Raw genomic sequence first — 22752 nt, 5'->3', positions numbered from 1 at the left:
TTTATCAGCCCTTGCTTCCCCCAATTACCGCAATTATACGAATGGATTTATTGTCAGGTACTTCATTATGCGAGATCACACGCAGTTGTGGGAGAGCCCTTCTCAAGAATCGTGCCAGTAGTGGTCGCAAGCCCGGTGGCGTTAGCAATACCGGATTGTAACCTTGAATCTCCACTTGTTCGGCTTGTTGTGCAGCGCTGGACAGCAGGTTTTCTGCCAGGCCGGGCTCCAGCCCGCCGCCGGTCTTGGAATTGACCGCCTGTGACAGCACGTTTTCCAGTGCCGGATCCAGCGTCATCAGCGGCAGTTCGGTCTCGCCGGGGAACAGCTGCTGCACGATCACCCGTGCCAGCGCAGTCCGTACCGAGGAGGTGAGGTCGTCCACGTCCTGGGTGGTGCCGATGTGGTCGGCCAGCGTTTCCAGAATGGTGCGGAAGTCGCGGATATGGATGCCATCGGTCAGCAGCTGTTGCAATACCTTCTGCAGAATGCCGATGGGCACAATCTTGGGCACCAGGTCTTCCACCAGCTTGGGCGATTCCTTGGCTTGATGATCGATCAGCGCCTGCACTTCTTCGCGGCCCAGCAGTTCTGCCGCGTGGGTTTGCAGCAGATTGGAAATATGAGTGGCCACCACGGTGCTGGAATCGACCACGGTATAGCCCATTTGCTGGGCCTCTTCGCGCTTGCCAGCGTCGATCCACACTGCCGGCAGGCCGAAGGCAGGGTCGGTGGTCGGGGTGCCTGGCATATTGCCATTCACGCGGCCGGGGTTGATGGCCAGATACTGGCCGATATAGGCCTCTCCCTGACCGATCTCCACGCCCTTGAGCAAAATGCGGTAGGCATTGGGCTTGATTTCCAGATTGTCGCGAATGTGGACAGCGGGAACCAGAAAGCCCAGTTCCTGGGCGATTTTCTTGCGGATGCCGCGAATGCGCCGCAAAAGCTCGCCATCCTGGCTGCGGTCTACCAGTGGGATCAGCCGGTAGCCTACTTCCAGCCCCAGCGCATCCACGTGCTGCACATCGTTCCAGCTGACTTCGGCCATGGGCTGGTCGGGTGGCGCGGCGGCCAGCGCTTCCTGCTTGACTGCCTTGGCGGCGGCGGCCTGTTCCTTCTTGTCCATGGTCCAGCCCAGTGTGCCCAGCAGGCTGGCGATCAGCAGGAAGGCGAAGTGCGGCATATTGGGGATGAGGCCGATCATGCCGATGACGGCAGCCGTGATGTACAACACCTGCGGTTTGGCAAACAGCTGGCCGAAGAACTGCTCCGACATATCCTTGTCGGTACCCACGCGCGACACCACGATACCGGCGGCGGTGGAGATGATCAGCGCGGGGATCTGGGCCACCAGGCCATCACCGATGGTGAGCAGGGTGTAGGTCTTGGCGGCGGTGCCGGCGTCCAGGTCATGTTGCACCACGCCGACGATCAGGCCGCCGACGATATTGATGACGATGATCATGATGCCGGCCATGGCATCGCCACGCACGAATTTGGAGGCACCGTCCATGGAGCCGAAGAAGTTGGCTTCTTCGGAAATGGTGGAGCGGCGCTTGCGGGCTTCATCTTCGCCGATCAGGCCGGCGTTGAGGTCGGCGTCAATCGCCATCTGTTTGCCGGGCATGGCATCCAGGGTGAAGCGGGCGGATACTTCGGCGATACGGCCGGCACCCTTGGTGATCACCACGAAGTTGATGATGGTGATGATGACAAACACCACGATACCAATGGCGACGTTGTCACCGATCAGGAAGTGGGCAAAGGATTCGATTACCTTGCCGGCGGCATCCGGGCCGCTGTGGCCTTCCAGCAGGATGGTCCGGCTGGATGCCACGTTGAGCGACAGGCGCAGCAGGGTGGTGACCAGCAGTACCGAGGGGAAGGACGAGAAGTCCAGTGGTTTGCGGACATTGATGCCCACCAAGAGAACAATGACCGATACCGCAATATTGAAGGTAAAGAACACGTCGAGCAGCACTGGCGGCAACGGCAATACCATCATCGACAAAATGAGGATGATGAGGATGGGGCCGGCCAGCTTGGTGACGTTGAACTGCTTCAACTGGGTGAGGAAATTATCCATCCGGAATTATGGTCTCGCTTTCGGGGCCGCATCTTGCTGGCGTTTGCTTTCCGGGTCAAGGTCGGCGGGAACATCCAGTTGGTCCGGGTAGACCGGTGCCAGCCCGCCATTGTACTCGTAGGCTTTCAACTGGTAGACATAGGCCAGGATCTGCGCTGCCGCAGTATACAGCCTGGCGGGGATTTCCCGGCCCAATTCGCCATGGAAATACAATGCCCGGGCAAAACTGGGTGAGCGCATCACGGTAACTTTGTGCTCTTTGCCGGTTTCGATGATTTTTTCAGCCAGCTTCAACGTGCCCAAGGCGACAATCTGCGGTGCCTGCATGCCTTCTTCGTATTTCAGTGCCACTGCATAGTGGGTCGGGTTGGTCACGATCACGTTGGCCTTGGGGATTTCGGCCATCATACGCTTGCGTGCAGCTTCCCGTTGTAGCTGGCGGATACGACCCTTGACCTCGGGAGAGCCTTCCATTTCCTTGTATTCCTGCTTGATCTCTTCCTTGGTCATGCGCAGCTGCTTGTGGTAGTTCCACAGCTGGAATGGCACGTCGATCACCACCAGCATCAGCATGGCGGCGGTGACGGTGAAGAAGGTGGTGATCAGCATGTCGGTCATCTTGAGGATGCCTGCTTCCAGCGGCATGGTGAGCAGCCCGAGAATGTCGGTGCGCTCACGCCAGATGATCCATACCGCTACCCCGCCAATCAGCATGCTCTTGAGAATGGCTTTCAGCCCTTCGGTGGCGGAGTTGAGCGAGAAAATGCGCTTGATGCCGCTGGCCGGATTCAGCTTGGTCAGCTTGGGCTCCAGCGGACTGAGGGTGAAGTTCCAGCCACCGATCAGAATGGGGGTGGCCACCGCCACCAGTGCCAGTCCGCCCAATATCGGCATCAGCTGCCACAGCATGGAGAACAGTGCTTCCTTGAAGCGGACGATGGCCGGCTCGGCCTGTTGCACGGTGTGCTGATCAAAGATCAGCAGCTGTTTCATCATCAGCATGATGGCGCCGGCCAACTTGCCGCCCAGTGTCATCAGCAGTGCGACTCCGGTCATGGTGATAGCGAACGTGGACAATTCCCGCGAGCGCGGGATATTGCCGTCGTCCCGCGCGGTTTGCAGCCGTTTGGCTGACGCGGGTTCGGTCCGTTCGAGATCGGAATCTTCTGCCATTGAGCCCCAGTTTTCTGACGTTGTATTTTAAAGCGGATGGTAGCGTATGCCGGGGGCGGCCGGCCAGCCCGATTTGGCATCATGGTTATTAGCCCTGCTGTTTATACAGCTCGGGCGGCAGGGGCGACGGCCTGTGGCTGCCTGCGGTACAATCGGCGGATTCTTATGGATGGATGGCAGCATGCAACAGTACCTCGACCTGATGCGCCATGTGCTGGAACATGGCCATGACAAGTCCGACCGCACCGGCACCGGCACCCGTTCGGTATTCGGCTATCAGATGCGTTTCGACCTGCAGCAGGGTTTTCCGCTGATTACCACCAAGAAATGCCATCTGCGCTCCATCATTCACGAACTGCTGTGGTTTTTGACCGGTGATACCAATATCCGCTATCTGAAGGAAAACGGGGTATCAATCTGGGATGAGTGGGCCGATGAAAATGGCGACCTGGGCCCGGTTTACGGCTACCAGTGGCGCAGCTGGCCGGCACCTGATGGCCGCCATATCGACCAGATCAGCAATGTGGTGGAGATGATCAAGCGCAATCCCGATTCGCGCCGGCTGATCGTTTCTGCTTGGAACCCGGCTCTGGTGGACGAAATGGCGCTGCCGCCTTGCCACAGCCTGTTCCAGTTTTATGTGGCGGATGGCAAGCTGTCCTGCCAGCTGTATCAGCGCTCGGCCGACATCTTCCTGGGCGTGCCTTTCAATATCGCATCTTATGCCTTGCTCACCATGATGGTGGCGCAAGTGTGTGGCCTCAAGCCCGGCGATTTCGTGCACACGCTGGGTGATGCCCACCTGTACAGCAATCATCTGGAACAGACCCGCCTGCAGCTGAGCCGTGAACCGCGTCCGCTGCCGCAGATGAAGATCAACCCGGCGGTGACCGATCTGTTTGCCTTCACCTTTGACGACTTCACGCTGGAAGGCTACGACCCCCATCCACATATCAAGGGAGCAGTGGCGGTATGAGCAAGCCTGTACTGACGCTGGTGGCCGCCATGGCCAGCAATCGGGTGATCGGCATCAACAACACCTTGCCCTGGCACCTGCCGGAAGACCTCAAGCATTTCAAGGCGGTCACGCTGGGCAAGCCGGTGCTGATGGGGCGCAAAACCTATGATTCGATTGGCCGCCCGCTGCCGGGCCGGCGCAATATCGTGATTACCCGTCAAGCGGACTGGCAGGCTGCTGGTGTGGAAGTGGCGCATTCATTGGAGCAGGCGCTGGAGATGGCGGCCGATGTGGCCGAGGTCTGCCTGATCGGTGGGGCCGAGTTGTACCGGCAAGCGATTGCTGCTGCGGATTGCCTGCGCCTGACTGAAATCGCCCAATCTTTTGAAGGCGATGCGCACTTTCCCGCATTTGATGCGCAGTCCTGGCTGGAGGAGTCGCGCAGCGAGCATTGCAGCGAACAGGGACTGGCTTACGCTTTCGTCGATTACCGGCGACGCCATGCCAGCTAGGCAGAAGCTGATCCGACCATGAAAAAAGCTGCGAATGATTTCGCGGCTTTTTTCATATGGCTAGCTACTCAGTGCTGGCTGCCCGCAAGAGCCTCGGCTGATTTTTGTGCCAGTTTGCTGTAGTCCTGGCCGAATTCCGCCACCATGATGCGCAGGCGCGTGGTATCGCGGGCGATGATGGTTTTCAGCAGATCTTCCAGAAATTCTTGGGTACGATCCATTTGCGATCTACCGGCACGCAGGATGGCGTAGAGGCAACGCTGGGTCAGCGGCAGCAGGTCTTGCAAGGCTGCGCTCATGTAGCGGTTGCTGGAGAAATCGTACAAGGCCCGCAGGAATTCCACCCCGCTATCAAAATAGCCGGGCATGTCATCCTGGCGATGGCATTCGGCCAGCTGCGTCATCAGCTCGAAAAAGCGCGCCAGATCGTCGTTTTTCCAATTGCTGGCCAGATTGCTGACCACCCGGTCCAGCAACATGAACCACAGCTCGAAGAAGTCGCGCACATCCTGGCCGGAAATGCTGGACACCACAGCACCGCGGCGCGGAAAAATTTCCACCAGATGACGCCGCTGCAGAATCAGCAAGGCTTCCCGTACCGAACCCCGGCTGACCTCAAGCTCGGCCGCAATGCGTAGTTCCTGTATGCGCTCGCCCGGTGCCATTTCTCCCTGGATGATCTTTTTCCCAAGGTATTGGGCTATTTGTTCCGTGAGCGAGTCGTTGGCCTTGAACGTCATCGGCGTCTCCATTATCGAATATTATTATTTTCATATATATTGGCCTGCGCGGCAATTGGAATGTGGAATTGTCTGGCAGTTGGGCTGTTGGGCAGACTGATGACACTAGGTAAGGTCTGTTGCATTTTGATGATATTTCTTGGCTTTATTAGGGAAATCCCTTGTCTGTATCCGGAATAGGCTTTAGGATTAAAACGCTTGTTTGAAATGGCTGACACGAGGAATGGGGCTATACAAACTTGCCTGAGGCAAGCAGTGCACCTGAGGGTGTGGTGTGTTTTCTCACAATCTAGCGGGTTGTTTACCGGTCCTGGACCGGGGGATGATTGGGGGCCTTCGCTGCGGCGAAGGCCTTTTTTTCGTTGTGGCTGCAGAATGTAAAAAGCCCCTGCCCGGCGGTCAGGCCGGGGCAGGGGCTTGTATCTACTTGCGCTTAGCGCATGGCGCGGCGGGTGGCCATCAGGTAGTTGACCTGGGTGTCGTCTCCCAGTGCGTAGATGCGGGTCAGTGGGTTGTAGCTCATGCCGCTGACGTTGCCGATTTCCAGTCCGGCATTGCGGGCCATGCGTGACAATTCGGAAGGCTTGAGGAAGCGGGCATATTCATGCGTGCCGCGCGGCAGCATGTTGAGCAGGTATTCTGCGCCCACCACCGCCAGCAGATAGGCCTTGGCGTTGCGGTTGAGGGTGGAGAAAAATACCCAGCCACCGGGCTTGACCAGACGCGCGCAGCTGCGTACCACGCTTTCCGGGTCCGGCACATGCTCCAGCATTTCCATGCAGGTCACCACATCAAAGCTGCCTGGCGCTTCGTCGGCCAGCTCTTCCACGGCAATGCAACGGTACTCGACGGCCACGCCCGATTCCAGGCTGTGCAACTGAGCCACTTTTAATGATTTCTTGGCCAGATCAATGCCGGTGACCTGCGCGCCACGCAGGGCCATGCTCTCGGCCAGAATCCCGCCACCACAGCCCACATCCAGTACTTTCAGGTCCTTGATGCCGGCAAAGTCGTCGATATAGTCCAGCCGCAGCGGGTTGATTTCGTGCAGCGGCTTGAATTCGCTGTCCTTGTCCCACCACTTGTGTGCCAGTTGGCTGAATTTGTCGATTTCCAGTTCGTCTACATTGCTCATTGCTTACCTCGCCAGAATGCGGTTGCGCCAGTCTTCACCACGCGCTTTCAGTGCAACTTCGTCCATGGTCTGCAGCTGGCGTGCGTCCAGTAGGCAGCGGCCCTTCACCCAGACATGGCTCACTTGTTCGCGGCCAGCGGCGTACACCACATGCGAGACCGGATCGAAAGCCGGAGCGGTTTCCAGAGCCGACAGGTCGATGGCAATCAGGTCGGCCTGTTTGCCCACCTTGACCGAGCCCACCTTGTCGGCAATGCCCAAAGCCTTGGCGCCATTGAGCGTGGCCATGCGAATGGCGGTGGCTGCCGGCACTGCGGTCGGGTCCAGCGTACCCACCTTGGCCAGCAGGGCGGCCAGACGGGTTTCTGCCATCATGTCCAGCTTGTTGTTGGAAGCAGCACCATCGGTACCGATGCCGACAGCCACGCCGGCGGCCAGCAATTGTTGTACCGGGGCAATGCCCGAAGCCAGCTTCATATTGGAGGCCGGATTGTGTGCGACTGCCACGCCATGGCGGGCGACGATGTCGATCTCATCGGTGTTCAGATGCACCATGTGGGCGGCAATCAGCCGTGGCGACAGCAAGCCCAGCTGTTGCAGGCGCGCCAGCGGGCGCTGTTGCAGTTCCTTGACGCTGTTGTTCACCTCATCCGCGGTTTCGTGGATGTGGCAGTGAATGCGCATGTCTTCGCGCTCGGCCAGATCCACCACCTTGCGGAAGGTGGCATCAGACACGGTGTAGGGGGCGTGCGGGGCCAGGGTGAAGGTAATCAGCTCTTCGCCCAGGAATTCGCTACGCTCGGCCATGCCCTTGCTGATGTATTCATCGGCATTGCTGGCGTAATTGGTGGGGAATTCCAGAATCGAGCAGCCGACAAAGGTACGCATGCCAGATGCCAGGCCAGCACGGCCCATGGCGGCATGGTAGAAGTACATGTCGTTGATGGTGGTGGTGCCACCGCGAATCATTTCTGCCATCGCCAGGCTGGCGCCGTCGAACACGAAATCATCGCGCACGTGCTTGCCTTCTGCTGGCCAGATATGATTGTTCAGCCAGTCCATCAGTGCCTTGTCGTCGGCCAGGCCGCGCAGCAGGGTCATGGCCGAGTGGCCATGCAGATTGATCAAGCCGGGCATGAGTACATGATTACCCAGTTCCAGTCTTTCATTGGCGCTGATTGCTGCGCACTGGCTGGCGGGAATGATGGCGGCGATCTGGCCATTCTTGATGGCGACAGCATGGTTTTCCAGCACTTCGCCATCTTGTTCTACCGTGATGATCCAGCGTGCTGAAATAAGCGTGTCGTACTGTGTTGCTGACATGAATAAAGTCCTGCCGAATTCTGAATGCAGGGGATTGTAGGCTGCTGCTCTGGGCATGGCAAATTGACCGCGCGAGGTCTGGCCGTACTGCAGAAACTGTTATGCAAAGAAAAAATCGCTTATAACTGGGAAAGGTCTGCCTTATTATGCGATTAATCTGATTTACAGCATATGGGCTGCAATTGTGCAGCTAAATATTGATAGCGGATTTTCCGCTCCATGAACGCTTTTTGATAACCGATACAGATGGCATCCCAAGAAGAAAAGAACCCAGTCACCTCAAGCCTCTCCCTGCGCACGGTCTTCATGATCGCCGTGGTACTCGGCTTGCTGATTCCTGCCTCCATCATCAGTTATCTCAGTATCAATATTCAGCGGGATAACCTCACCGCCCAGCTGGAAACCGACGAAAAGCGCTTGCTGGACATTGTAGCGCTAGGTATGCAGGAACCATTGTGGAACCTGAGCCGTCAGGCCGGCAGCCCGCTGATTTCCTCGGTCATGGAGGATGCCCGCGTGGTGTCGATCCGGGTAACCGACACCCAGTCCAACCAAGTATTCCTGTCGGCCTTGCGCAGCGAACGGCGCGTAGGTGGCGTTTCCTTCGTGCAAAAGCCGGTGATTTACCGTGGTGAGGAAATTGGCCAGGTCACGCTGGAGTTTGATACCGAACACCTGGCCAATGCACTGCACAATCAGGTGAAGAACATCCTGTTGATCCTGGTGGCGCAGCTGGTGTTGTCCATTTTGCTGATCATGAGCATTTTGCATTCGCGCTTTCTGCGGCCCATGCACAGCCTTACCGAGCAAGCCACCCAGCTGGCCGAACTCAAGCTGGAGTCACCGTTCTACTGGGCGCGGCGTGATGAAATCGGCAAGCTGGGCAAGCACCTGGAATGGACCCGCTCCGAACTGAAGCGCCTGATTGACGAGCTGCGAGCCAAGACACTGGCGCTGGAGGCCGATATTTCCCGTCGCCGCGAGGTGGAAGATGCGCTGCGCCGCTCGGAAAACAAATACCGTGAACTGTTCTGGTCCAATCTGGACGGGATTGTCATCAGTTCGCTGGACGGCCAGGTGATGGATGCCAACCCGGCCTTTCTCAACCTGATGTGCTACAACCTCGACCAGCTCAAGCAGCAGAATTTCTGGTCGCTGGTGGGGCAGGAGAGCGAAGCGCTGGAGCGCTTCAATCTGGACAACAAGGTATTGCGCTTCGGTTATTGCGACGAATTCGAGGCGGTGTACATGAACCGTTTCAGCAATCAGGTCCCGGTCAGCGTCAAGACCGTGGCCATGCGCGATGCCTTTGGTCGTATCAATGCGGTTTGGCGCATGGTGCGCGACATCTCGGAAAAACGTGCGGCAGAAGAGCGGGTGCAGCTGGCGGCCAAGGTGTTCGAGAACACTGTCGAAGGCATCATGATCACCGACAGCGACAAGCGCATTCGCAGTGTCAACAAGGCGTTTACCGAAATTACCGGCTATTCGCAGCAGGAAGTGCTGGGGCAAAAAACCAGCATCTTGTCTTCCGGCCGTCACGATGAAGCCTTCTACGGCAATATGTGGCTGGCCATTGAGGGGCAGGGGTCCTGGCAGGGTGAAATCTGGAATCGCCGTAAAAACGGCGAAATCTACCCCGAGTGGCTGGCCATTAACGCGGTGCGTAACCCGCTATCCGAAATCACCCATTATGTGGCCATCTTCAGCGATCTGACCGAGCGCAAGGCCGCTGACGAGCGTATTCAATTCCTGGCGCATTTCGACGTGCTGACCAGCCTGCCTAACCGCGCCCACATGCACGATCGCGTCGAACTGGCGATTCACAATGCCTGTCGCGATAACGAACAGATGGCGCTGTTGCTGCTGGATCTGGACCGCTTCAAGACGGTGAATGAGTCGCTGGGGCATTCTGCCGGTGACATTTTGCTGCAGGTGGCAGCCGACCGGATCAAATCCTCGCTGGCGGCGGGTGAAACGGTGGCGCGGCAGGGGGGCGACGAATTCATCATCCTGCTGCCGGCGATTTCCGACCCGAGCGAGGCTGCACTGGCCGCGGAGCGCATTCGCGAATCCTTCAATGCCTCCATCGAGCTGCATAACCACACCATCACGATTACCCCGTCCATCGGCATCAGCGTTTACCCGGATGATGGCCGCGACTTCGAAACCCTGGTGCGTAATGCCGATGCCGCCATGTATCACGCCAAGTCGTCGGGTCGTAACAGCTACAAGTTCTACACTGCCGATCTGAACGCTCGTGCCCGCGAAATTCTGGCGATTGAAAGCCAGCTGCGCTTTGCGCTGGAACGCAATGAATTCATCCTGCATTACCAGCCACAAGTCGCGATGGCGGATGGACGCATTACCGGGGCCGAGGCACTGATTCGCTGGAATCACCCCTCGCTGGGTATTCTGGGGCCGGCGCGCTTTATCGAGGTGGCCGAGGAGCGCGGCTTTATCGTGCAGATCGGCAACTGGGTGATCCGCGAAGCCTGCCGCCAGTTGGCCTTGTGGCATGGTCAGGGCCTGCCCAAGATGTCCTTGGCAGTCAATCTGTCTGCCTTGCAGTTCCGTCAGCAGGATCTGGCCGAGGTGCTGGAAACTGCGCTGCGCAGCAATGGCTTGTCTGCTGACATGCTGGATGTGGAAGTGACGGAAAGCGTGATCATGGAAGACGTTACCAGCACATTGCAGGCCATTGACAGCATCAAGGGCATGGGGCTGCAGCTGTCCATTGATGACTTCGGTACCGGGTATTCCAGTTTGTCCTATCTCAAGCGCTTCAAGGCGGACAAGCTGAAGATCGACCGCTCCTTCGTGCGTGACATACCCAACGATGCCGATGATTCTGCCATTGCTCGCGCCATCATCAATATGGCGAAAAACCTCAATATGCAGGTGGTGGCCGAAGGCGTGGAAACTATCGATCAGTGGCGCTTCCTCAAGCAGGAGGGATGTGACCTGATCCAGGGCTACCTGCTGGCCAAGCCGATGCCGCCAGAGGAATTCGCCGGACTGCTGGCCAAGGGGAGCTTGTTGCCCGAGGAGTAAGACGGCTCAGCACCGCGCCAGCTGGCTTTCTTTCAGCAAATTGGTATCTTGGATATATATATTCAGACAGTTCATGTTGATGTATGCGTCCGATTGTCAATTGGCCGATCACTCATGCAGTGGTCGGCGTGCATCCCTGTCAGCCCAGGCATGCGGTGAAAGAGAAAGAAAGCCATGTTTTTTGAAAATGATCAGGCTATGTCGGCTGTCGGTAGAGAGCTGCTGGCCAACAGTTTCGAATTCATCCCCATCCCCATCCTGATTTCCGAGTGTAGCAATAGCGGCGACATCAATTCCGGCCGCTGGCATCGCTTTTCCAATCAGGCTTTTCGCCAGCAGATTGGCTACAGTCTGGAAGACATGCCGGATATCGACAGCTGGTTTCAGCTGGCTTATCCCGATGCAGGCTACCGGGCGCAAGTCATGCAGGCCTGGGTCCAGGAGGTAGAACGTTGCCAGGCCCGCGGCCAGCCCCTGGCAGAGCTGACGACCCTGGTGTGCTGTGCCGATGGCCAGCAACGCTGGTTCATCATCACGGCGCAGATTCAGGCAGCAGCTTTGCCATTTCTACAGATCATCACTTTCCGCGATGTGCATGAACTCAAGTGCACGGTAGACGAGAACATCCGGCTGTCCCGTACCGATTTTCTGACCCGGCTGCTGAACCGGCGCGAAGCCAGCAAGCGCTTGCAACAAGCCTGGGAAGGCTGGCAGTGCGAGGGCGAGATATTCTCGGTATTGCTGTGTGATATCGATGGCTTCAAGCATATCAATGACCAGTACGGCCACGCCTGTGGCGATCACATGCTGGTGTTTTTTGCCGATCAGCTGACCGCGCTGTTTGAGGGGCAGGCCGACAGCGTGCGCTGGGGCGGGGAAGAGTTCTTGCTCATCCTGCCAGCTACCGATCTGGCCGGTGCCGCCAGGGCCGCCGAACGGCTACGCCAGCAGATTGCCGACAGCAAGCCGGTATGGCAGCAGCAAGCGCTGGGACTGACAGTCAGCATCGGCTATACCAGCGCCGCAGGCCATGGCGAGCTGGAGGGCGTATTGCATGCGGTGGATGTGGCCATGTACCGCGCCAAGTTCCAAGGCCGCAACTGTGTGTGCCAGGGCTAAGCTTGATCAGTGGTGTGGCCAGCTGGTGAGCCTGAGTGTCGGGGGCTGCAGCCTGGCGCCGTGACGTTATTGCAGATCGCCCACAATGCAAAAACCACGCCTTGGCGTGGTTTTTGTTGAGTCCCCAGCAGAGCTGGCGGCTTATTCCGGACGCATTTGCGGCGTACGAGTATGGTATTTATTTCCTTAGATTTCAATTTGTTGTGATCTTGTTGGTTTTATATACCCCCTAAGAGACCCCCTGCTTTTTCATCACAGATTATTATGATTGCTGTAAGTCTTCACTGGCCGGCAATAGCTCGAACTTCGTGGGTATCTGCATTCCTTGGTAGAAATGGTGCTTCCCCCCAGCTAGCTGAGTAGGAGTTTTTTTGCTCATTTTTTGCACAGTAACCGGACCTCCTGGCAGGAGAAAGATCTGGGCTCTATTCCAAGGTAAGGATTGTGTCACTGATACCTAGAGATATAGAGAAGTTTCACCCCCTCGCGGGGGTATCTACTGATTCTGTACCCCCAAATATACCCCCGCAGCCAAATTGGGCCTGAGAAAAGGTATTTTGTGCAGAATTATTTTAGGTAATTCATGATTTTTTAAACGAAAAAAAGGCCATACATTGCTGTATGGCCTTCATTTTAGCTATTTTAAGCTAGCCTCAAACCTCGGGTCTCATTTGCGGAAAGAGAATGACGTCGCGGATGGACGGGGCATCGGTCAGCAGCATCACCAGACGGTCGATGCCGATACCGCAGCCACCGGTCGGCGGCAGGCCGTATTCCATGGCGCGGATGTAGTCGGCGTCATAGTGCATGGCTTCGTCGTCGCCGGCGTCTTTCTGGGCGACTTGCGACAGGAAGCGGGCGGCCTGGTCTTCCGGGTCGTTCAACTCGGAGTAACCGTTGGCGTGCTCACGGCCGACGATGAACAGCTCGAAGCGTTCGGTGATGGCCGGATCAGCATCCGAACCACGCGCCAGCGGGGACACTTCCACCGGGTAGTCGATGATGAAGGTCGGGTTCCACAGCAGGCTTTCGGCACATTCTTCGAACAGGGCCAGTTGCAGGCTGCCCAGACCCGGTGCCGGCGGCAGTTTGCCACCCAGGCGCTTGATCTCGGCGGCTACCCAGGCGGCGTCGCCCAGTTGCTCATCGGTATATTGCGGGTTGTAGTGCTTGATGGCGCCCACGATGGTGAAGCGGTCGAACGGCTTGCCCAGTTCCACTTCCTTGCCGTTGTAGCTGATGGTGGTGCCGCCACAGACGGTTTCGGCACAGCGACGGATGATGCTTTCGGTCATCTCCATCATGCGCTGGTAGTCGCTGTAGGCTTCGTAAAACTCGATCATGGTGAACTCGGGGTTGTGGCGTGTGCTCATCCCCTCGTTACGGAAGTTGCGGTTGATCTCGAATACGCGTTCCAGACCGCCAACAACCAGGCGCTTCAGGTACAGTTCCGGCGCGATGCGCAGGTAGAGCGGCATGTCCAGCGCATTGTGGTGGGTGACGAAAGGCTTGGCCGTGGCACCACCTGGGATGGGGTGCATCATCGGGGTTTCCACTTCCAGATAGCCTTCGCTCACCATCACGTCGCGGATCTTCTGCACGATCTGCGAGCGCTTGATGAAGGTGTTGCGGCTTTCTTCGCTCATGATTAGGTCGGCGTAGCGCTGACGGTACTTTTGTTCCTGATCGGTCATGCCGTGGAATTTTTCCGGCAGCGGGCGGATGTTTTTCGACAGCAGGCGCACTTCGCTGGCCTGTACCGTCAGTTCGCCGGTCTTGGTCTTGAACAGCACGCCACGGATGGCGATGATGTCGCCCAGGTCGTAGTGCTTGAACTCGGCGTGTTCGGCTTCGCCGACACCATCGTTGGCGATATAGGCCTGGATACGGCCACTGCCATCCTGCAAGGTAGCAAAGCTGGCTTTGCCCATGACGCGCTTCAACATCATGCGGCCGGCAACGGCAACCTCGATCTTTTCGGCTTCCAGAGCTTCCTTGTCTTTACCCGCGTGTTTTTCCTGCAGATCCTTGGCAAAGTGGCTGCGCTTGAAATCGTTGGGGAAAGCCACGCGTTTTTCGCGGATGCTCTTCAGCTTCTGGCGGCGCTCCGCCATGATCTGGTTTTCGTCCTGACTCAGGGATGATGCTTGTTCACGTTCAGACATGATGACTCCGTTGACTACTGCGGTAAGGGCAGGGGGCCATTCCCCCGCCAGGCCTCATCGGCCAACAATTAAGGTATTACGCTGCGGTAATGCAGGCTGGCTGTGGCAGCCAGCCCGGACGTTTACACGCCCTGTTTCAGACTGGCTTCGATGAAGCCGTCCAGGTCGCCATCCATGACGCCCTTGATATTGCCCACTTCATAGCTGGTACGCAGGTCCTTGATGCGCGACTGGTCGAACACGTAGGAGCGGATCTGGTGACCCCAACCCACATCGGTCTTGGTGTCTTCCAGCGCCTGCTTGGCCTCGTTGCGCTTTTTCAGTTCCAGTTCGTACAGCTTGGCGCGCAGCATCTGCATGGCTTCATCGCGGTTGCGGTGCTGCGAGCGGTCATTCTGGCACTGCACCACGGTGTTGGTGGGCAAGTGGGTAATACGTACGGCCGAGTCGGTCTTGTTGATGTGCTGACCACCGGCGCCGGAGGCGCGGTAGGTATCAACGCGCAAATCGGCCGGGTTGATGTCGATCTCGAAGCTGTCGTCCACTTCCGGGTACACGAATACCGAGGAGAAGGATGTGTGGCGACGGGCATTGGAGTCGAACGGCGATACGCGCACCAGGCGGTGTACGCCCACTTCGGTACGCAGCAGGCCATAGGCGTATTCGCCTTCGATCTTCAGCGTGGCGCTGCTGATGCCAGCCACTTCACCTTCGGAAACTTCCAGTACATCTACCTTGAAACCCTTGCGTTCGGCATAGCGGGTATACATGCGCAACAGCATGCCGGCCCAGTCCTGTGCCTCGGTACCACCAGCACCGGCCTGGATGTCCAGGAAGCAGTTGTTGGGGTCCATCGGGTCGTGGAACATACGACGGAATTCCATCTTGGCTACTTTGGCTTCGACTTCTTCCATGTCGGCTTTTACGGCGAAGATGGTTTCGTCATCTTCTTCGCTCTTGCCCATTTCCAGCAGTTCGCGCGCATCGGCGATGCTGGCGTTGATGCTGTCCAGCACCAGGACCACATCTTCCAGTTGCTTGCGTTCGCGGCCCAGTTCCTGGGCGCGCTTGGGGTCGTTCCAGATATCGGAATCTTCAGTGAGGCGGCTTACTTCTTCCAGACGGTCTTTTTTTCCGTCGTAGTCAAAGATACCCCCGAATATCGGTGGCGCGCTCGGCCAGGTTTTCAATCGTGGCCGCAATCTGGTTCAGGACTTCGACTTCAATCATGTTCATGCTCCAGTAGCAGTCTGTATTAGTAAATTCAAATGTTCTTGCTGGTATTGATCAAACACAAAAAGCGCACCAGTTGGTGCGCTTTTCGCTGATCTGGCTAATGCTTAGCCAAACAGGTGAGCGACAGCTGCGCGCTCTTCTTCCAGCTCGGCCAGGGTGAAGTTCATGCGTTCGCGGCTGAACTCATCCACTTCCAGACCTTCGACGATCTTGTATTCGCCATTTTCGCATACAACCGGGAAGCCGTACATCACGCCTTCCGGGATGCCGTAGGAACCGTCGGATGGAATGCCCATGGTCACCCACTTGCCATTGCTGCCCAGCACCCAGTCGTGGATGTGGTCGATGGCGGCATTGGCGGCGGAAGCAGCAGAGGACAGGCCACGTGCTTCGATGATGGCGGCACCACGCTTGCCAACGGTCGGCAGGAATACATCACGGTTCCAGGCTTCGTCGTTGATCATGGCTTTTACCGATTGGCCATCGATGCTGGCGAAGCGGTAGTCGGCGTACATGGTCGGCGAGTGGTTGCCCCAAACAGCCAGGTCCTTGATCGAAGCGACCGGCTTGCCAGTCTTGGCGGCGATCTGCGACAGGGCGCGGTTGTGGTCCAGACGCAACATGGCGGTGAAGTTTTTCGGGTTCAGGTCCGGAGCGCTCTTCATGGCGATCCAGGCGTTGGTGTTGGCCGGGTTGCCAACTACCAGAACACGGACATTGCGATCGGCGTGGTCGTTTAGTGCCTTGCCCTGAACGGTGAAGATGGCACCGTTGGCTTCCAGCAGGTCCTTGCGTTCCATACCTTTGCTACGCGGGCGTGCACCCACCAGCAGGGCAACTTGAGCGTCCTTGAAAGCGACGTTCGGGTCGTCGGTGGCAACCATGCCGGCCAAGAGCGGGAAGGCACAGTCTTCCAGTTCCATCATCACGCCCTTAACGGCGGTCTGGGCTTGCGGCAGGTCGAGCAGTTGCAGGATGACCGGCTGGTCTTTGCCCAGCATTTCACCACTGGCGATACGGAACAGCAGGCTGTAGCCAATCTGACCAGCAGCGCCGGTAACGGCAACGCGAACGGGAGCTTTCATCGGTGGACTCTCCTTTAGATATCCGAGACTGTCTCAAATTGCAGATGTTGCTCTGCACTATAAGTGTGAAGCGAGTGTATCACGGAGTGTAGACCATGTGGCACTGGATTCCCCATCAGAAATTCTGATAAGCTGCTTGTTGTCTTGTGTCTTATATAAGACATCCCTTTACGCTTGATTTATTTGATGATACAAAGCCACTACATGATTGCTAATGCTCCGCGCCGCCAGCCGCTTTATGTGCAAATCAAGCAGTTTCTGCTGCGCCGTATCGCCGAGGGTGAGTGGCTGGAGCATGATGCGCTGCCTAGCGAATGGGACCTGGCGGCAGAGATGTCGGTGAGTCAGGGAACGGTGCGCAAGGCGCTGAGTGAGTTGGTGACGGATGGCCTGCTATACCGTCAGCAGGGCAAGGGTACTTTTGTCGCTGCCGTGCTCAGCGACTGGGGCACATCCTTGCTGCAGTCGCCCGGCGTGTTTGACGAAATGCCGGATCGCCTGAGTTGTGAGTTTCTGGCCATCTCGCGGGTTAATGCCAGCGATGACATGGCGGTGGCGCTGCAGTTGCGGCGGCATGCGCCGATGTTTCGGGTGCGCCAGTTGTGGCGCGGGCAGGGCAGGCCGGTGGCGTTGGATGAGGCCTATCTGCCGGCAGAGCGCTTTGATGGCATGGAAGCGCGCTGGTTTCGTTCCGCAACCGGGGTGTATGCCACCTTGCAACAGCGCTTTGGTGTAAGAGTCGTAGAAAGTCGTGAGCAGTACCGTGCCGTCATGTTGCCACGCGAAGATGCGAGTTTGCTGGGTTTGTCCGGCGCAGCACTGGAAGAGCCGGTATTGAGTGTGCTCAGACTGACCTTTTCGTCAGTTGGAGAGAGAGTGGAATGGCGGCAGCGCTATTGCCTGAGTCGTGATCTGGCGCTGCTGCAAAAGGGCTGTTGATGTCGCCTGCTAGCATGGAAATGTCGCTTGTCCGGCAAAAAACGGGCAGCAGGCGGGTGATTTTTGCTAGAATTTCCAGATCATATTGCCCTGCAGCATCGGGCAGCATGATGTTCAGTATTGAGAGGGACCACCCGGTTTTTACAAGGGCGGACCTTTCAGGCGGGCTTCCAGACAGGGGCCCGGAGATAACCACTTGGTTCAAATACATCCAAGGAAGCCATATGCAGAAGCAACGACCGAAGCACCTGGATCTGGCCACGATCAGACTGCCCATTCCGGGTATTGTCTCGATCCTGCACCGGGTCAGTGGTGTGGCGCTCTTCTTTTCCCTCCCGCTGTTGATCTACCTCCTTCATGGTTCGCTCAGTTCAGCAGAGTCTTTTGAAACCTACCGTGCCGTAGTCGCGCATCCGCTGATGAAGATCATCCTCATCGGCTTGTTGTGGGCCTACATGCATCACTTCTGTGCCGGTATTCGTTTCCTGTTCCTGGATATCCATAAGGGTCTGGAACTGCAAACTGCCCGTGCTACCGCCAAGACTGTGGTGGTGGTTAGCCTGGCCCTGACTCTGATTCTGGGAGTAGCTCTATGGTAAACCGCTCTGTCATCGGCGCTCACTACGGTTTGCGCGACTGGGTCATGCAGCGCGTGACGGCCACCATCATGGTGATCTATACCGTAGCTCTGGCGCTGTTCCTGCTGACCATGCCGTCCAGCTATGCAGGCTGGAAAGACTTCTTCGCGCAAACCTGGGTGCAAGTGCTGACCCAGACCACCCTGCTGGCAGTGTTCCTGCACGTATGGGTAGGTATTCGCGATGTGTGGATGGACTACGTCAAGCCCACCGGCCTGCGCCTGGCGCTGCATGCCTTCACCATCGTGTGGCTTGTGTCCTGTTTCATCTATTCCGTTAAAGTTGTCTGGGGGCTGTAATGGGCGTACCTGTTCGTCATTTTGATGCAGTAATCGTTGGCGCAGGTGGTGCCGGCATGCGTGCCGCCCTGCAGCTGTCCGAAGCTGGCCTGAAGACTGCCGTACTGTCCAAGGTATTCCCCACCCGCTCCCACACCGTGGCAGCACAGGGCGGTGTATCCGCCTCGCTGGGTAATTCCGAGGAAGATCACTGGCACTGGCATATGTACGACACCGTCAAGGGGTCGGACTGGCTGGGCGACCAGGATGCCATCGAATTCATGTGCCGCGAGGCACCGAAGGTGGTGACCGAGCTGGAACACTTCGGCATGCCGTTCGACCGTAACGCTGATGGCACCATCTACCAGCGTCCGTTTGGCGGCCACATGTCTAACTTCGGTGAAAAGCCGGTGCGTCGCGCCTGTGCCGCAGCCGACCGTACCGGTCATGCCATGCTGCACGCGCTGTATCAGCGCAATGTGCGCGCCAACACCCATTTCTTTGTGGAATGGATGGCGCTGGACCTGATTCGCGACGCCGACGGCAATGTGCAGGGCGTGATCGCCATGGAAATGGAAACCTCGGAAATCGTGGTGTTCCAGGCCAAGGCCACCCTGTTTGCTACCGGCGGTGCTGGTCGTATCTACGCTTCTTCCACCAATGCCTTCATCAATACTGGTGACGGCCTGGGTATGGCCGCACGTGCCGGCATCCCGCTGGAAGACATGGAATTCTGGCAGTTCCACCCCACCGGCGTGGCCGGTGCCGGTGTGCTGATTACCGAAGGCGTACGCGGTGAAGGCGGCATTCTGCGCAACAGCGCAGGTGAACGCTTCATGGAACGCTATGCACCGAATGCCAAGGATCTGGCTTCGCGTGACGTGGTTTCCCGAGCCATGGTGACCGAGATCAACGAAGGTCGCGGTTGCGGCCCGAACAAGGATCACGTGCTGCTGGACATCACTCACCTCGACCCCGAAGTGATCATGTCCAAGCTGCCGGGCATCCGTGAAATCTCCATCAAGTTTGCTGGCGTAGACCCGATCAAGGCACCGATCCCGGTGGTGCCGACCTGCCACTACCAGATGGGCGGCATTCCTACCAACTACCACGGTGAAGTGGTGGTGGGTGGCAAGCCGGTTACCGGTTTCTACGCTGCTGGCGAATGCGCTTGCGCGTCGGTACATGGTGCCAACCGTCTCGGCACCAACTCCCTGCTCGACCTGCTGGTGTTCGGCAAGAGCTCGGCCAACTCGATGATCGACTTCATCAAGCAACAGCCGCTGGAGCTGCCGGAACTGGCTACGTCCGATGTTGAGCGTTCCGTCGCTCGCGTTGAGCGTCTGAACAAGCAGACCAATGGCGTTGCCGTGAACGATGCCCGCTCGGCCATGCAGCGCACCATGCAGGCGCACTGCGGTGTGTTCCGCTTCAAGGACATGCTGGCGCAAGGCGTTGAGAAGATTCTGGAAGTGGAAAAGATGGTTCAACAGACCGAAATTTCCGACAAGTCCAGCGTATTCAACATGGCTCGTATCGAGGCGCTGGAGCTGGAAAACCTGATCGAAGTGGCCAAGGCCACCATGATCTCGGCCAATGCCCGTACCGAATCCCGTGGTGCCCACGTGCGTGACGATGCGCCGGATACTGCCGAAACGCCGAACGGTCGTGACGATGCCAACTGGCTGAAGCACACCCTGTGGTCGCGCGACGGCAACCGTCTGGAATACAAGCCGGTGAACATGCAGCCGCTGACTGTCGACACCATTGCTCTGAAGACCCGTTCCTACTAAGGGCTTGAACAAGATGACTACTGAAACCGTCAAATTCCGCATCTACCGTTACGATCCGGACAAGGATGCCAAGCCCTACATGCAGGACATCAGCGTCGAGCTGGATTCCACCGACCGCAAACTGCTGGATGCACTGACCAAGCTCAAGGTGAAGGATGACACCATCACCTTCCGCCGCTCTTGCCGCGAAGGCGTGTGTGGCTCGGATGCCATGAACATCAATGGCAAGAACGGCCTGGCCTGTCTGACCGATTTCCGCGACCTGAAGCAACCCATCGAACTGCGCCCGCTGCCGGGCCTGCCGGTGGTGCGCGACCTGATCGTGGACATGACCCAGTTTTTCAAGCAATACCACTCGATCAAGCCGTATGTGATCAACGACACGCCGCCGCCGGAACGCGAGCGCCTGCAAAGCCCGGAAGACCGCGAAGAGCTGAACGGTCTGTACGAGTGCATTCTGTGCGCCTGCTGCTCCACGTCCTGCCCGTCGTTCTGGTGGAATCCGGACAAATTCGTTGGCCCGGCCGGCCTGCTTGCAGCGTATCGCTTCATTGCCGATACCCGCGACACCGCCATCAACGAGCGTCTGGACAACCTGGAAGATCCGTACCGCCTGTTCCGTTGTCACACCATCATGAATTGTGTTGATGTCTGCCCCAAGGGTCTGAACCCGACCAAGGCCATCGGCAAGATCAAGGACCTGATGGTCAAGCGTGCAGTATGACCGCCTACGATCCGATTGAACTCAAACGGATCCGTTGGCGGTCCCGCCGGGGCTTGCTGGAGCTGGATCTGGTGCTGGAGCGGTTTTTTGCCCAGCGCTTCGATGCGCTCTCCCCGGCGGAGATCGACGCCTACAAGCGTATTCTCGATTTGCCCGACACCGATTTTCTGGATGTGGTGAACGGCAAGGCTGACCTGGACGATCCGGAAGAGGCCGCCATCATCGAGATCCTGCGGGCTGTTTGAGCCGCAGGATGCAGGGCCCAAAACGATTATTACAACACCACAAAACTGACTGGGAGTATTGCTGTGGAAACCAACCGCAAAGTGACGCTCACTTACAACGAGGGCAAGGACAACCTGGAAATGCCGGTTCTGTCCGGCACTCTGGGTCCGGATGTCGTCGATATCCGTGCCTTCTCCAAAACCGGCATGTTTACCTTTGACCCGGGCTTCCTGGCTACCGCCAGCTGCGAGTCTGCCATCACCTTCATCGACGGTGATCTGGGTCAGCTCTACTACCGCGGCTATCCGATCGAGCAGCTGGCTGAAAAGAGCGATTACCTGGAAGTGTGCTACCTGTTGCTGAACGGCGAAATGCCGACTGCAGCACAGCGCAAGGAATTCGAACGTGGCGTGATGCGCCACAACATGCTGCACGACCAGCTGATGAGCCTGTTCAAGGGCTTCCGTCGTGACGCACACCCGATGGCCGTCATGGTGGGTGTGGTTGGCGCGCTGTCCGCCTTCTACCACGACTCGCTGGACATCACCAATCCGGAACACCGTCGCATTTCGGCCCACCGTCTGGTGGCCAAGCTGCCGACCATCGCCGCACAAGCCTACCGCTACAACAAGGGCCTGCCGTTCTCCTACCCGAAGAATGGCCTGACCTATGCGGAAAACTTCCTGCACATGATGTTCTCCACCCCGTGTGAAGAGTACAAGGTGAACCCGGTTCTGGCGCGCGCGCTGGACCGCATTTTCACCCTGCACGCCGACCACGAGCAGAACGCTTCCACCTCCACCGTGCGTCTGGCCGGCTCCTCCGGTGCCAACCCGTTCGCATGTATCGCAGCTGGTATCGCCTGCCTGTGGGGCCCGTCCCACGGTGGTGCCAACGAAGCCGTGCTGAAGATGCTGGATGAAATCGGCAGCGTGGACAACGTGGCCGACTTCATGCAAGGCGTGAAGGACAAGCGTTACAAACTGATGGGCTTCGGCCACCGCGTGTACAAGAACATGGACCCGCGCGCCGCCATCATGAAGACCACTTGTGACGAAGTGCTGAACGAACTGGGTCTGCACAACGATCCGAAGTTCAAGCTGGCCATGGCGCTGGAAAAGATCGCCCTGGAAGACCCGTACTTCATCGAGCGCAAGCTGTACCCGAACGTGGACTTCTACTCGGGTATCGTGCTGTCCGCCATCGGCATTCCGGTATCGATGTTCACTCCGATCTTCGCCCTGGCCCGTACCGTGGGCTGGATCGCGCACTGGAGCGAAATGATCGGTGACCCGGCGATGAAGATCGGTCGTCCGCGTCAGCTGTACACCGGCGCACCGCGCCGCGATATTGTCGACATCGACAAGCGCTGATCAAGCTGTGACAAGTTGGCCGGACACGTTTCGGCCAACTTTTTAGCCTGTTGAACAGAATACAGTAGCCGGTTTCACGACAGACGCCGACAGAGCGCTGCGGAAAAGAATGGAGACGGATTTGCCCTTCCTTGCGAAGGCCCTTCTTGCGTCTTTTCCACAACGCTTTCTCCACGCAGCAATGTAGCCAAAC

19 protein-coding genes are annotated in these 22752 nt (G+C 57.7%); 11 read left to right on the top strand and 8 right to left on the bottom strand.

What is annotated here, in order from left to right; all coding sequences use genetic code 11:
- Positions 1 to 4 precede the first annotated feature (4 nt).
- Both flhA and flhB read right to left on the bottom strand, forming a co-directional pair.
- A complete protein-coding gene (gene flhA, locus H2Z84_RS10805) occupies positions 5 to 2089 on the bottom strand; it encodes a flagellar biosynthesis protein FlhA (RefSeq protein WP_181835993.1) in 2085 nt (694 codons plus the stop codon).
- A 6-nt stretch (positions 2090 to 2095) separates the two neighbouring features.
- On the bottom strand, positions 2096 to 3262 hold the full coding sequence (gene flhB, locus H2Z84_RS10800) for a flagellar biosynthesis protein FlhB (RefSeq protein ID WP_181835992.1): 1167 nt from the start codon (positions 3260 to 3262) through the stop codon (positions 2096 to 2098).
- Positions 3263 to 3443: 181 nt separating this feature from the next.
- On the opposite strand from flhB, the gene H2Z84_RS10795 reads away from it, so the two are divergent.
- Positions 3444 to 4238, top strand: coding sequence for a thymidylate synthase (locus H2Z84_RS10795; RefSeq protein WP_159879106.1), 795 nt, complete (start codon positions 3444 to 3446; stop codon positions 4236 to 4238).
- Positions 4235 to 4732, top strand: a complete 498-nt coding sequence (locus tag H2Z84_RS10790) for a dihydrofolate reductase (RefSeq protein WP_181835991.1) — start codon at positions 4235 to 4237, stop codon at positions 4730 to 4732. Before H2Z84_RS10795 ends, H2Z84_RS10790 begins: the two co-directional genes overlap by 4 nt.
- Positions 4733 to 4800: 68 nt before the next feature.
- On the opposite strand, the gene H2Z84_RS10785 is transcribed toward H2Z84_RS10790, so the two are convergent.
- The 3 genes from H2Z84_RS10785 to H2Z84_RS10775 all read right to left on the bottom strand — a co-directional run bounded on the left by H2Z84_RS10785 (position 4801) and on the right by H2Z84_RS10775 (position 7930).
- Positions 4801 to 5472, bottom strand: a complete 672-nt coding sequence (locus H2Z84_RS10785; RefSeq protein WP_181835990.1) for a GntR family transcriptional regulator — start codon at positions 5470 to 5472, stop codon at positions 4801 to 4803.
- Between the two features lie 433 nt (positions 5473 to 5905).
- Positions 5906 to 6607, bottom strand: a complete 702-nt coding sequence (ubiG, locus tag H2Z84_RS10780; protein WP_181835989.1) for a bifunctional 2-polyprenyl-6-hydroxyphenol methylase/3-demethylubiquinol 3-O-methyltransferase UbiG — start codon at positions 6605 to 6607, stop codon at positions 5906 to 5908.
- 3 nt (positions 6608 to 6610) lie between these two features.
- On the bottom strand, positions 6611 to 7930 hold the full coding sequence (locus H2Z84_RS10775) for a TRZ/ATZ family hydrolase (RefSeq protein WP_181835988.1): 1320 nt from the start codon (positions 7928 to 7930) through the stop codon (positions 6611 to 6613).
- A 246-nt stretch (positions 7931 to 8176) separates the two neighbouring features.
- On the opposite strand from H2Z84_RS10775, the gene H2Z84_RS10770 reads away from it, so the two are divergent.
- Positions 8177 to 10984 (top strand): bifunctional diguanylate cyclase/phosphodiesterase, encoded by a 2808-nt coding sequence (locus H2Z84_RS10770; RefSeq protein WP_181835987.1) that lies wholly within the window; start codon positions 8177 to 8179, stop codon positions 10982 to 10984.
- A gap of 174 nt (positions 10985 to 11158) precedes the next feature.
- Positions 11159 to 12103 (top strand): sensor domain-containing diguanylate cyclase, encoded by a 945-nt coding sequence (locus tag H2Z84_RS10765; RefSeq protein ID WP_181835986.1) that lies wholly within the window; start codon positions 11159 to 11161, stop codon positions 12101 to 12103.
- A gap of 653 nt (positions 12104 to 12756) precedes the next feature.
- Here H2Z84_RS10765 and lysS read toward each other — a convergent pair.
- The 3 genes from lysS to H2Z84_RS10750 form a co-directional block, all read right to left on the bottom strand.
- Entirely contained in the window at positions 12757 to 14268 is a 1512-nt protein-coding gene (lysS, locus tag H2Z84_RS10760; protein WP_181835985.1) for a lysine--tRNA ligase, read from the bottom strand.
- A 122-nt stretch (positions 14269 to 14390) separates the two neighbouring features.
- Positions 14391 to 15458, bottom strand: a complete 1068-nt coding sequence (gene prfB / locus H2Z84_RS10755) for a peptide chain release factor 2 (RefSeq protein ID WP_158613565.1) — start codon at positions 15456 to 15458, stop codon at positions 14391 to 14393.
- Between the two features lie 150 nt (positions 15459 to 15608).
- On the bottom strand, positions 15609 to 16589 hold the full coding sequence (locus H2Z84_RS10750; RefSeq protein ID WP_103524273.1) for a malate dehydrogenase: 981 nt from the start codon (positions 16587 to 16589) through the stop codon (positions 15609 to 15611).
- 204 nt (positions 16590 to 16793) lie between these two features.
- Between H2Z84_RS10750 and H2Z84_RS10745 the strand changes: the two genes are divergently transcribed.
- The 7 genes from H2Z84_RS10745 (at position 16794) to gltA (ending at position 22559) form a co-directional block, all read left to right on the top strand.
- Positions 16794 to 17528, top strand: a complete 735-nt coding sequence (locus H2Z84_RS10745; protein WP_181835984.1) for a GntR family transcriptional regulator — start codon at positions 16794 to 16796, stop codon at positions 17526 to 17528.
- Positions 17529 to 17752: 224 nt separating this feature from the next.
- Positions 17753 to 18127 carry a succinate dehydrogenase, cytochrome b556 subunit gene (sdhC, locus tag H2Z84_RS10740; protein WP_045845607.1) on the top strand — a complete coding sequence of 125 codons (375 nt, stop codon included), beginning with the start codon at positions 17753 to 17755 and terminating at the stop codon, positions 18125 to 18127.
- The gene (gene sdhD, locus H2Z84_RS10735) at positions 18121 to 18465 is read left to right on the top strand and encodes a succinate dehydrogenase, hydrophobic membrane anchor protein (RefSeq protein WP_181835983.1); all 345 of its coding nucleotides are present in this window, start codon (positions 18121 to 18123) and stop codon (positions 18463 to 18465) included. Before sdhC ends, sdhD begins: the two co-directional genes overlap by 7 nt.
- Complete coding sequence (sdhA, locus tag H2Z84_RS10730) at positions 18465 to 20237, top strand: succinate dehydrogenase flavoprotein subunit (RefSeq protein ID WP_181835982.1); 1773 nt, start codon at positions 18465 to 18467, stop codon at positions 20235 to 20237. The genes sdhD and sdhA overlap by 1 nt, the downstream gene beginning before the upstream one ends.
- A 13-nt stretch (positions 20238 to 20250) precedes the next feature.
- Positions 20251 to 20961: a succinate dehydrogenase iron-sulfur subunit gene (locus H2Z84_RS10725; RefSeq protein WP_045845610.1), complete on the top strand. Its 711-nt coding sequence runs from the start codon at positions 20251 to 20253 to the stop codon at positions 20959 to 20961.
- Positions 20958 to 21206: an FAD assembly factor SdhE gene (locus tag H2Z84_RS10720; RefSeq protein WP_103524275.1), complete on the top strand. Its 249-nt coding sequence runs from the start codon at positions 20958 to 20960 to the stop codon at positions 21204 to 21206. The genes H2Z84_RS10725 and H2Z84_RS10720 overlap by 4 nt, the downstream gene beginning before the upstream one ends.
- Positions 21207 to 21269: 63 nt before the next feature.
- Positions 21270 to 22559, top strand: a complete 1290-nt coding sequence (gene gltA / locus H2Z84_RS10715) for a citrate synthase (RefSeq protein WP_103524276.1) — start codon at positions 21270 to 21272, stop codon at positions 22557 to 22559.
- Positions 22560 to 22752 lie beyond the last annotated feature (193 nt).

Origin of the sequence: Aquitalea aquatica, assembly GCF_013911085.1 — a bacterium.
Classification (GTDB): Bacteria; Pseudomonadota; Gammaproteobacteria; order Burkholderiales; family Chromobacteriaceae; genus Aquitalea; species Aquitalea aquatica.
The sequence above is the reverse complement of the archived record's forward strand: the minus strand, read 5'-3'. Positions and strand labels throughout refer to the sequence as shown.

Excerpts from the sequence above, each read along its gene's own strand:
- flhA (WP_181835993.1), bottom strand. The coding sequence starts at position 2,089 with ATGGATAATTTCCTCACCCAGTTGAAGCAGTTCAACGTCACCAAGCTG.
- flhB (WP_181835992.1), bottom strand. The coding sequence starts at position 3,262 with ATGGCAGAAGATTCCGATCTCGAACGGACCGAACCCGCGTCAGCCAAA.
- H2Z84_RS10795 (WP_159879106.1), top strand. The coding sequence starts at position 3,444 with ATGCAACAGTACCTCGACCTGATGCGCCATGTGCTGGAACATGGCCAT.
- H2Z84_RS10790 (WP_181835991.1), top strand. The coding sequence starts at position 4,235 with ATGAGCAAGCCTGTACTGACGCTGGTGGCCGCCATGGCCAGCAATCGG.
- H2Z84_RS10785 (WP_181835990.1), bottom strand. The coding sequence starts at position 5,472 with ATGACGTTCAAGGCCAACGACTCGCTCACGGAACAAATAGCCCAATAC.
- ubiG (WP_181835989.1), bottom strand. The coding sequence starts at position 6,607 with ATGAGCAATGTAGACGAACTGGAAATCGACAAATTCAGCCAACTGGCA.
- H2Z84_RS10775 (WP_181835988.1), bottom strand. The coding sequence starts at position 7,930 with ATGTCAGCAACACAGTACGACACGCTTATTTCAGCACGCTGGATCATC.
- H2Z84_RS10770 (WP_181835987.1), top strand. The coding sequence starts at position 8,177 with ATGGCATCCCAAGAAGAAAAGAACCCAGTCACCTCAAGCCTCTCCCTG.
- H2Z84_RS10765 (WP_181835986.1), top strand. The coding sequence starts at position 11,159 with ATGTTTTTTGAAAATGATCAGGCTATGTCGGCTGTCGGTAGAGAGCTG.
- lysS (WP_181835985.1), bottom strand. The coding sequence starts at position 14,268 with ATGTCTGAACGTGAACAAGCATCATCCCTGAGTCAGGACGAAAACCAG.
- H2Z84_RS10750 (WP_103524273.1), bottom strand. The coding sequence starts at position 16,589 with ATGAAAGCTCCCGTTCGCGTTGCCGTTACCGGCGCTGCTGGTCAGATT.
- H2Z84_RS10745 (WP_181835984.1), top strand. The coding sequence starts at position 16,794 with ATGATTGCTAATGCTCCGCGCCGCCAGCCGCTTTATGTGCAAATCAAG.
- sdhC (WP_045845607.1), top strand. The coding sequence starts at position 17,753 with ATGCAGAAGCAACGACCGAAGCACCTGGATCTGGCCACGATCAGACTG.
- sdhD (WP_181835983.1), top strand. The coding sequence starts at position 18,121 with ATGGTAAACCGCTCTGTCATCGGCGCTCACTACGGTTTGCGCGACTGG.
- sdhA (WP_181835982.1), top strand. The coding sequence starts at position 18,465 with ATGGGCGTACCTGTTCGTCATTTTGATGCAGTAATCGTTGGCGCAGGT.
- H2Z84_RS10725 (WP_045845610.1), top strand. The coding sequence starts at position 20,251 with ATGACTACTGAAACCGTCAAATTCCGCATCTACCGTTACGATCCGGAC.
- H2Z84_RS10720 (WP_103524275.1), top strand. The coding sequence starts at position 20,958 with ATGACCGCCTACGATCCGATTGAACTCAAACGGATCCGTTGGCGGTCC.